Below are 9,571 nucleotides of genomic sequence, written 5' to 3'. Positions count from 1 at the left end.
ACGGCCGGTGACCGAGTTGCAGCAGGCGTCGTCGTGCACGGGCGCGGGCGCACCAAGGTAAGCCACGGGGGGTGTGGACGCCGGCGTCAGAGGTGTGTAAGGGACAGGCACGGGCCTGCTCATCGGCCCCGACGAACCCCGCCCTGACCTGGACGTGATCGTCATGGACGATGGTGGTGGCCGTATCTTCTCGGGCCTTGAGCACGCCGCCGCCCCGCCGGAGCTGCTGCGCCGCTTCTTCACCACGCCGCATGGCGCCGATATCGCTGTCGCGGCCCGCGCCCTCGGCGCCCAGCCCGTGCGCACCACCGCCGAGCAGCTGCCCGACCAGCTGGACGAGCCCGCCAAGGGCCTGCGCGTGCTGGTCGTTCAGGAGAAGACCAGCCAGAACCCGTCCCCGGCACAGCCGACTCTGTTGAGATAAGGAGCATGACAGCTCCGCAGGACAACCCCAGGGAGGCCGCCACCCCGGCGCTACCTGCTCAGGGCGCTGCTCCGCCCGCCTGGCACGCTCCCACCACGGCCCCTCCCGCTCCCACCTCGCCACCCCCGGCTCGCCAGCCCCGTCGCGGTCCCGGCTGGCTGGGCACGATCAGCCTGGTCACCGCCGGGATGCTGCTCTCCAGCGGCCTCACCCTGGGAGGGGTCATCGCCTACGACCAGCTGCTGCCCGAGAGCGCGGAGCCGTCCGCGTCCGCGAGCGCTGACCCCGCTGCTCCGGGCCCGGTGGTGCAGCCTGCGAGCCAGCAGGGCTCCGACTGGGCCGATGTCGCCCAGCAGGTCTCCACGAGCGCCGTCGCGATCCTCGTCGCCGGCCCGGACGGCACCAGCCAGGGCACCGGCGTGGTGCTCGATGACAACGGGCATGTGCTGACGAATGAGCACGTCGTCTCCGGCGGCACCGATGTCACGATCACCACGAACCAGGGCCGCAGCTACCCGGCGCGGATCGTCGGCACCGACCCCAGCACCGACCTCGCCGTCATCCAGGTCGAGGATCCGCCGGCCGAGCTGACCCCCGCCACGTTCGCCGACTCCTCGACCGTGGTCGTCGGCCAGGAGGTGATGGCGCTCGGCACCCCGCTGGGCCTCAGCAACACCGTCACCACCGGCATCATCTCCGCCGTGAACCGGCCGGTCAGCGCGAGCGGCGAGAAGGGCGACGGCTCGGACACCGCCTACACCTCCGCCCTGCAGACCGATGCCGCGATCAACCCCGGCAACTCCGGCGGTCCGCTCGTGGATGCCGCCGGGCAGGTCATCGGCATCAACACCGCGATCGCCGCGATCCCGCACCAGTCCGGGCACTCCGGCAGCATCGGCCTGGGCTTCGCGATCCCCTCCAACACCGCCCTCATGATCGGCGAACAGCTCGTGGAGGACGGCACCGCCCGCCACGCCTTCCTCGGCGTGACCAGCTCCGATGGCAGCGGCGAGAGCGAGGGCGTGGGCTACCGCGGCGCGGAGGTCGCGGCTGTGGAACCGGACAGCCCCGCCGCCGAGGCCGGCGTGCAGGAGGGCGATCTGCTGATCAGCATGGACGGCATCCCGGTGGACGGCGCTGGCGCCCTCACCGGCCTCGTGCGCGGAATGCCCATCGGCTCCACCCATGAACTGCAGCTGGTGCGCGACGGCGACGTGGTGATGCTCGAGGTCACCCTGGCAGAACGCCCCACCTGATCACGGGCCGACGGGGGTAGCGCGCCGCTTCAGCCCGCGCGGTCCCGGCGCAGCGCCCGCAGCATCGGGCGTGTCTTGGCGAGCACCTCCGCATGCTCTGCGACCGGGTCCGAAGCCTCGACGAGCCCGCCGCCGGCCTGCAGCACCGCTTCGCGTTCCCCGGTCAGGTGCGCCATCCGCAGCGCGATTGCCCACTGCCCGTCCCCGCGCGCATCCATCCAGCCGACGGGAGAGGCGTAGCCGCCGCGGTCGGCCGGTTCGAGCGCGGCGATGATCTGATCCGCCTGCTCCCGCGAGGTGCCGGAGACCGCGGCCGAGGGGTGCAGCCGCGCGGCGACATCCAGGCTCGTCACCCCCGCGCGCAGCTGCGCGGACACATCGCTGGCCAGGTGTTCGAGCCCCGGCAGACGCAGCACGAACGGCTCCGGGCTGACCTCGAGCTGCGCGGCCAGATCCTCCAGCCGGGAGGTCACCGACTCCACCGCGTACAGGTGCTCGGAGCGCTCCTTCGCATCGGTGCGGAAGGCCCGCCGATCCGCCTCCTCGAGCTCCCCGTCATCGGCCACCGGGCGGGACCCGGCCAGCACCCGGGAGAACACGCGCCCGTCCTGCGTCTGCGCAAGCATCTCGGGGCTCGCCCCCACCACGTCATCGAGGAAATACACCCAGGTGGAGGGGTAGGCGCGCGCCAGGCGGGTCACGAGCAGCGCCGGGTCGAGCGACTGCGGACTGGTCGCGGTGATCCGCTCGGAGAGCACGACCTTGTGCGCCTGCCCGTCCCGGATCCGCGCAATCGCCTCGCGCACCAGCTGCTGATACTCAGCGGGCGTATGCGCGGGCTCAAGCGTGAGCTCTCCGGTGTGGGCCGACGGGGGAGTGCCGGGCGGGGGCGTGCCCGAGGGGACAGCCCCCGAGGGGACAGTGCCTGACGAGGCAGCGCCCGTGGGGACAGCGCCTGACGAGGCAGCGCCCGTGGGGACAGCGCCTGACGAGGCAGCGCCCGTGGGAACAGCGCGCGCCGCAGCGTCGTCGCTCTCCTCCTCGGCCGGAGCGGCGGGGAACAGGTCCTGCCAGGAGTCCGGGAGCGTCGGCTCCTCCTCGATGCCCACCACCGTGAGGAATGCCTCGCCCTCGATCACCCCCAGCACCGCCTGCGGCACCGTGAGCCGGGAGGGCCGCGGCGAGGACGCGGCATAGGAGAAGCTGCCCAGCGCAATGAGGCCGCTCGCCCGCGCACGCACCTCGTCATCCACCCGCGCACGGGCCGCGAGCTGCGTGAACGCCGCGCGGGCGGCCGCGAAACGCTGCTCACCCGTCGTGCGGACCGACCACGCTGAGCCGAGCGCCACCATGCCCTGCCCGTGCCGGATCCACGCCGCGGAAAGATCCGCGGGGATATGCGCGAGCAGGTCCACCGGCTCCTCGATCCGCACCGTCCGCACGTGCAGCTGGACCACGCTGCCGCCCGTCTGTTCCTGTCCCGGCGCATCATCGCCCCCGGTCAGGGCAGCATCGGCCACTCGCTGGGCGGCGGGGTCGCGGGGAGCGGCAGGGGAGGGGGACATCCGGGCCATTATGCGCTACCCCGTCGGCGCCGGGGGTGGTGCGGCGCCGCCCGCGTGAGGCGCGCCCTGCTCGGCAATGCGCTCGAGCGCCCCGGGAAGGTGCGACCATGGACCGGCGCCCCTCTGACGGGCGCGGGGGCCGACTTCCCACGACCCCCAGCCGGACCGAGGAGCAGTGCGTGAGCAACAGCGCCCAGAGCATCGCCACCCCCGTGGTCCGCGGACTCCTCGCCGCCCTCACCACACTGGGGATCGCGATCGCCGTGGTCGTGGTCCCCGCGCTCGCCGCGCAGGTGGCCGGCACCGCCTCGACCGCCACCGCGCTGGATGCGATCATCATCGCCCTGAACGTCCTGATCCTGGGGCACGGCGGCGGGATCGTGCTGACCACCGGGGTGGTGGACGGCGCCGTGACCCTCACCCCCATCGGCCTGCTGATCCTGCTGCTGGCCCTGTCCGCGAGAACACTGCGCGGGGTGGGACGCAAGCTCGTGCCGGTCCGGGACGACGGGATGCTGCGCCACGGAGCCCTGCGCGATCTCGGCGTCGCGCTCGGCGCCTACGCCACCGCCTATGCGAGCGGTCTGGCGGTCCTCGCCGCGATGGGCCGCTCCGCGGACACCTCCCCGCTCGTGCCCTCAGCGCTGGTCTCCGGGGCGATGGTCGCCGTGCTCGGCGGGCTCACCGGCCTGCTGTGGTCACTGCGCCGAGACCCCACCGATGAGCTGCCCGGGGTGCGAGTGCTGGACCTGCTGCCCTCCCCGTACGGCGAGGTGGCCCGCGCGGCCCTCATCACCCTGGCCACGCTGCTCAGCCTGGGGCTCGCGACGATGCTCGTGCTCATCCTGCTGGCGCTGCCAGCGCAGGCCGCGCTGTTCGAGCAGCTGCAGCCCGGGATCATCGGCGGCATCGTGCTCGCGCTGCTGCAGCTGGCCCTGCTGCCGCTGCTGGCGATCTGGGCGCTCGTCGTGCTCGTGGGCGGCACCGTCGGCGTCGGCACCGGCACCGGGATCTCCCTGGACGGCGCGCAGACCGGCGTGCTGCCGGCCCTGCCGATGCTCGGCGCCCTGCCCGGCCCCGGCGAGTTCCCCGCCGCCGCCTGGGCGCTCATGCTGCTGCCCGCGATCGCGGTGGGGCTCGGGGCGGCGCGCCTGGTGCGGGATGTCGCCGAGCTCGAGCAGCGTGACCGCCTCACCGCCTGGATCGCCTACCCGCTCGTGATCGTCGTGGCGCTGCTGCTGATCGCGGGGCTGTCCGGCGGCGGCATCGGCGAGGACCGCCTGGCCCACGTCGGCCCGCAGGTGGGCACGATGCTGCTGCCGCTGCTGGGCATCGCCGTGCTCGGCGCCGGGGCGGTCTACGGGGTGCTCGGCACGCCGCTGATCCCCTGGACCCGCCGCGCGGTCGACTCCCTGCGCGAGCGCGTGGAGCGCGCCGAGCAGGAAGAGCGTGGCGAGAGCCCGCGGGAGCAGGGCAAGGCGGCAACAGCCGGTGACGGGGCCGACGGTGCGGCCGAGTCAGATGCGAGGAGTGCTTCCGGCCCTGCCGGTGCGGACACGGATGACGCCGTCAAAGACGAAGACGCAGACGCCGACGAGGATGCCGACGCGGGTTCAGACGCAGACGCTGGTGAAGACGCAAACAACGACGAGGCGGACCTCTGGTCGACCGCAGACGTGGATTCCGAGTCAGCTGATGAGGAGTCCCCCGCGGAGGATCAGCGCTCAGCCGCCGAAGACTCCTGAGAACCACTCGATGATCGAGTTCTGCGCCTGGTCGTTGCAGGCCGCGCGGGCCCGCTCGGTGATCGCGGTGTCCAGACACTGCTCGTACTCGGACATCGGCCCGTAGAACACGATGCCCATGCCGGTGCCCGCGATGATCAGCAGGGTCGCCGGGATGCCCAGCAGCACCGCGAACAGGGCGGTGCCGATCCGCCCGTTGCGCAGGGCGCTCACCACGAGCATCACCAGCAGCACGAGCGCCACGAGCGCCGCCGCTCCGGCCAGCAGCTTCCAGGGCAGAGAGGCCAGCGACAGCAGCGAGGCGCTGAGCATGGCGATCACCATCCCGCCCAGCAGTCGGCGCTGGCGCGTCAGGGAGGTGTCGTCGGGTCGCTTCGCATCGGGTTCGCTGTTCATCACCACCCATTGTGCCGCGCCTGCCTGGATGCGTCCTCATGACCAGCGGCGCACCCCGCTCAGCCCGTACCCTGACGGGGTGAAGCGCACCCCCATCGTCGTTCTGATCTCCGGCACCGGCTCCACCCTCGCCGCCCTCCTTGAGGCCTCGCGCGAGCCTGACTGCCCTTACGAGGTCGTCGCCGTGCTCGCCGACACCGATGCCGCCGGCCTCGAGCACGCCCGCGCCGCCTCGATCCCCACGCAGGTGGTGCGCCTGGCCGACCATCCCGACCGCGCCGCCTGGGACCGCGCGCTCGCTGCTGCTGTCGTGGCGCATGAGCCGCAGCTCGTGGTCCTCGCCGGGTTCATGAAGCTCGTCGGCGCGCCGCTGCTCGAAGCCTTCGGCGGCCGGATCATCAACACCCACCCCGCCCTGCTGCCCTCCTTCCCCGGCGCCCACGGGGTGCGCGACGCCCTGGCCCACGGTGTGAAGGTCACCGGCGCGAGCGTCATCGAGGTCGACGCCGGCGTGGACACCGGGCGGATCCTCGCCCAGGTCCCCGTCGAGGTGCGCGAGGACGACACCGAGGCGACGCTGCACGAGCGCATCAAAGCCGCCGAACAGCCCATGCTCGTGGACGTCGTGCGCCGCCTCACCGCCGCACGCTGAGCCGACCGGCGCGCGCTGAACCGTCGGCTGCCGGTGCGCCGACGCACCCCACCCGTCGGCCCCGTTACGATGGCCGCACACGACTGGCGCAGGTGGGTGACCACCGGGGAGTGACGCGCGCGCATCGACCGCCTGGGTGCCGCGCAGGACATCCGCCCGCAGCACACGAGCCGACACCGCCCGTGCAATCCCTGTGATCCGACAAGGAGCCCCCTGTGACCACGCCCGATCGCCTTCCGATCCGCCGCGCCCTGCTGAGCGTCTTCGACAAGACCGGCATCGCGGACCTCGCCCGCACCCTTCACGCCCAGGGCGTGGAGATCGTCTCCACCGGCTCCACCGCCGCCACCATCCGTGAGGCCGGTGTGCCTGTGACCGACGTCGCGGAGGTCACGGGTTTCCCCGAGATGCTCGACGGACGCGTGAAGACCCTCCATCCCCGCATCCACGGCGGGATCCTCGCCGACCAGCGGCTTGAGGACCACCGTGCCCAGCTGGCCGAGCATGGCATCGCCCCCTTTGAGCTCGTCGTCGTGAACCTCTACCCCTTCGAGGAGACCGTCGCCGCTGGCGGCACCGACGCGGAGATCATCGAGAAGATCGATGTGGGTGGGCCGACGATGGTGCGCGCCGCCGCGAAGAACCACGCGAGCCTCGCCGTCGTCGTCGACCCCGAGGACTACGCGCTCGCCGGCCGTGCCGCCGAGGCCGGGGGCTTCACCCTCGCCGAGCGGCAGGAGCTCGCCACCACCGCCTTCAGCCGCACCGCCGAGTACGACCTGGCGATCAGCGACTGGATGCTGGGCCTCAGCGACCCCGCCGCCGCGGATGACGGGGACTGGGAGGAAGGGGGCGAGGAGATCAGCCCCACGCATGTGCTGGACATGAGCGATGAGGACGCCGCCGTGATCGGCATGCGCACCCTCCGCTACGGCGAGAACCCCCACCAGCGCGCCCGCGTCGCCATCATCGACGACGACGATCCCGGGCTGGCCGGCGCCGAGCAGCTGGGCGGCAAGGAGATGAGCTACAACAACTACGTGGACGCCGACGCCGCCGTGCGCGCCGCCTACGACCACCCCGAGCCGTGCGTGGCCGTGGTCAAGCACAACAACCCCTGCGGCGTCGCGATCTGCGCCGACGGTGAGGACATCGCCCTCGCGCATGCCCGCGCCCATGCCACCGATCCGCTCTCGGCCTACGGCGGGGTGATCGCCGCGAACCGGCCCGTCACCGTGCAGATGGCCCAGCAGATCAAGCCGATTTTCACCGAGGTGATCCTCGCCCCCGGCTACGCGGAGGAGGCGCTCGAGATCCTGCGCGGCAAGAAGAACCTGCGGATTCTCCAGCTCTCCGGTGCGTACGACCGTGCTGTGGAGATTCGCGAGATCTGGGGCGGGACGCTCGTGCAGGACGTCGATGCTCTGCAGGCTGCGGGCGATGATCCGGCCACCTGGACCCTCGCTGCGGGCGAGGCGGCCGATGCGCAGACCCTCGCGGACCTCGCCTTCGCCTGGCGCTCCGTGCGGGCCGTGAAGTCCAATGCGATCCTGCTGGCCTCCGGCGGTGCGGCCGTCGGCATCGGCATGGGGCAGGTCAACCGCCTGGACTCCTGCCGCCTGGCCGTCGAACGGGCCAACACCCTGGGCGAGCACGCCGAGGGTGAGGCTGCCCCGGAGCGGGCGCGCGGCGCGGTCGCGGCATCGGATGCGTTCTTTCCCTTCGCCGACGGCCCCGCGATCCTCATCGAGGCCGGGGTGCGGGCGATCGTCCAGCCCGGCGGCTCGATCCGCGACGGCGAGGTCATCGCCGCCTGCCAGGACGCGGGCGTGACGCTGTACTTCACCGGCACCCGCCACTTCGCGCACTGACGTCGGGCTCTGGTCCCTCCCTCGCAAATGACAGATTCCGAGGCATGTTGGCGACGAACATGCCTCGGAAGCTGACATTTGCGGGAAAGGCCGGGCCGCGGTAGCAAAGGCCGGGCCGCGGCGGGCAAAAGCCGGGCCGCGGCGGGCAAGGCGGGGCCGCGGCACGCGGTCGCGTCGGGCCCTCTGTTCACCGGACGGCCACGTGCGGCCTCTAGAGTTGAGGCATACGACGCCGTAGCGAAGGAGTGGCCGTGAAGATCCCCGACAACCAGAGCCTGCGCGAGTACATCGAGCATCTGCGCGAAGAGGGCTACTCCGTCCAAGACGGCCACACCCCGGACCCGGATCTCATCGACCCGCAGGGCAATCCCGTCTACACCTGGCAGCAGGGCTACCCCTATGACACGCGCATGGACCGCGACGTCTACGAGGTGGAGAAGTACCGCCTGCAGGTGGAGCTGCTGAAGTTCCAGTACTGGCTCGAGGACCACGACCAGAAGGCGATCATCATCTTCGAGGGGCGCGATGCGGCCGGCAAGGGCGGCACCATCAAGCGCTTCACCGAGCACCTGAACCCGCGCACTGCCCGCGTGGTCGCCCTGAACAAGCCCTCGGACCGTGAGCGCGGCCAGTGGTACTTCCAGCGCTACGTCCAGCACCTGCCCACCGAGGGCGAGATGGTGCTGTTCGACCGCTCCTGGTACAACCGCGCCGGCGTCGAGCGAGTCATGGGCTTCGCGACCCCGGATGAGTACGAGACGTTCATGACCCAGGTCCCGCACTTCGAGCGCATGCTGGTGGACGCCGGCATCCACGTCACGAAATTCTGGTTCTCCGTCTCGCAGAAGGAGCAGCGCACCCGCTTCGCGATCCGCCAGCTGGACCCGGTGCGGCGCTGGAAGCTCTCCCCGATGGACCTCGAGTCCCTGGACCGCTGGGAGGCATACACCGAGGCCAAGGAGGAGATGTTCCGCCGCACGGACAAGAAGTACGCGCCGTGGACGATCATCCGCTCCAACGACAAGAAGCGCGCCCGCATCAACGCCATGCGCTTCTTCCTCTCCCAGTTCGAGTACGAGGACAAGGACCACGAGGTCGTCGGCACCCCGGATCCCAAGCTCGTCATGCGCGGCAAGATGGAGGAGGCCGACGAGTGACCTGTGCGGCGTGAGCCATTCAGCTCCGCGGGCCTTCGGCCACGCCACCGCCCGTCGGCCGCAAATACGTGACGTGATCCGCGCGAAATTCGCCGGAAGTCCTTCCCTGTAAGGCTTGCCTTACTTTACGATCGCGCCATGTTCACCTCGTGGCGCCGGATCTTCTCCTCCCAGGCGCGCACCGCCGCGCCCGCCGGGCAGGACGCCGCACCTTCTGGGCAGGACCCCGCGCCCGCCACCGTGCACGACGCGCCGCTCGGCGCCCCCGTCGTCCTCGCCACCCCCGGCTGCCCCACCGCCCTGCGCCTGCGACTCGCGGAACTGGGCTTGCGCTGCGGGCAGTGCGTCTGCCCGCTGCAGCGCACCCCGGGCGGTGGCCGCGTGATCGAGGTGGGAGACACCCGCTTGGCCCTGGACCGTGCCACCTGTCGGCAGCTGCTGCTGGACACCGCCGCTGCGGCGAGCCCGCAGGACCGTGCCGCCGCTGCGGCCGGGATCGCCTGAG

General features: G+C 71.8%; 9 protein-coding genes. 7 read left to right on the top strand and 2 right to left on the bottom strand.

Going from position 1 to position 9,571, the window contains the following annotated elements; translation table 11 throughout:
- Window positions 1–154 precede the first annotated feature (154 nt).
- Both MU407_RS10210 and MU407_RS10205 read left to right on the top strand, forming a co-directional pair.
- Window positions 155–424, top strand: a complete 270-nt coding sequence (locus MU407_RS10210) for a hypothetical protein (RefSeq protein WP_246957172.1) — start codon at window positions 155–157, stop codon at window positions 422–424.
- Between the two features lie 5 nt (window positions 425–429).
- Window positions 430–1,680 (top strand): trypsin-like peptidase domain-containing protein, encoded by a 1,251-nt coding sequence (locus MU407_RS10205; protein WP_246957169.1) that lies wholly within the window; start codon window positions 430–432, stop codon window positions 1,678–1,680.
- Window positions 1,681–1,709: 29 nt separating this feature from the next.
- Here MU407_RS10205 and MU407_RS10200 read toward each other — a convergent pair whose 3' ends face one another.
- Entirely contained in the window at window positions 1,710–3,245 is a 1,536-nt protein-coding gene (locus MU407_RS10200; protein ID WP_246957166.1) for a chorismate-binding protein, read from the bottom strand.
- A 179-nt stretch (window positions 3,246–3,424) separates the two neighbouring features.
- Here MU407_RS10200 and MU407_RS10195 point away from each other — a divergent pair, with 179 nt between their 5' ends.
- Entirely contained in the window at window positions 3,425–4,990 is a 1,566-nt protein-coding gene (locus tag MU407_RS10195) for a DUF6350 family protein (protein ID WP_246957163.1), read from the top strand.
- Here MU407_RS10195 and MU407_RS10190 read toward each other — a convergent pair.
- Window positions 4,970–5,386 carry a hypothetical protein gene (locus MU407_RS10190; protein WP_246957161.1) on the bottom strand — a complete coding sequence of 139 codons (417 nt, stop codon included), beginning with the start codon at window positions 5,384–5,386 and terminating at the stop codon, window positions 4,970–4,972. The genes MU407_RS10195 and MU407_RS10190 overlap by 21 nt on opposite strands.
- Window positions 5,387–5,465: 79 nt before the next feature.
- Between MU407_RS10190 and purN the strand changes: the two genes are divergently transcribed.
- From purN to MU407_RS10170, 4 genes are all read left to right on the top strand, one after another.
- A complete protein-coding gene (gene purN / locus MU407_RS10185) occupies window positions 5,466–6,038 on the top strand; it encodes a phosphoribosylglycinamide formyltransferase (protein WP_246957159.1) in 573 nt (190 codons plus the stop codon).
- Between the two features lie 215 nt (window positions 6,039–6,253).
- Entirely contained in the window at window positions 6,254–7,909 is a 1,656-nt protein-coding gene (purH, locus tag MU407_RS10180) for a bifunctional phosphoribosylaminoimidazolecarboxamide formyltransferase/IMP cyclohydrolase (RefSeq protein ID WP_246957157.1), read from the top strand.
- 251 nt (window positions 7,910–8,160) lie between these two features.
- Window positions 8,161–9,066, top strand: a complete 906-nt coding sequence (ppk2, locus tag MU407_RS10175; RefSeq protein WP_246957155.1) for a polyphosphate kinase 2 — start codon at window positions 8,161–8,163, stop codon at window positions 9,064–9,066.
- A gap of 138 nt (window positions 9,067–9,204) precedes the next feature.
- Window positions 9,205–9,570 (top strand): FeoA family protein, encoded by a 366-nt coding sequence (locus MU407_RS10170; protein WP_246957152.1) that lies wholly within the window; start codon window positions 9,205–9,207, stop codon window positions 9,568–9,570.
- The last annotated feature ends 1 nt before the right edge of the window (window position 9,571 follow it).

The organism is Brachybacterium sp. Marseille-Q7125 (assembly GCF_023062615.1).
In the GTDB taxonomy this organism is placed as follows: Bacteria; Actinomycetota; Actinomycetes; order Actinomycetales; family Dermabacteraceae; genus Brachybacterium.
This window is presented reverse-complemented; position numbering and strand designations above follow the sequence as displayed.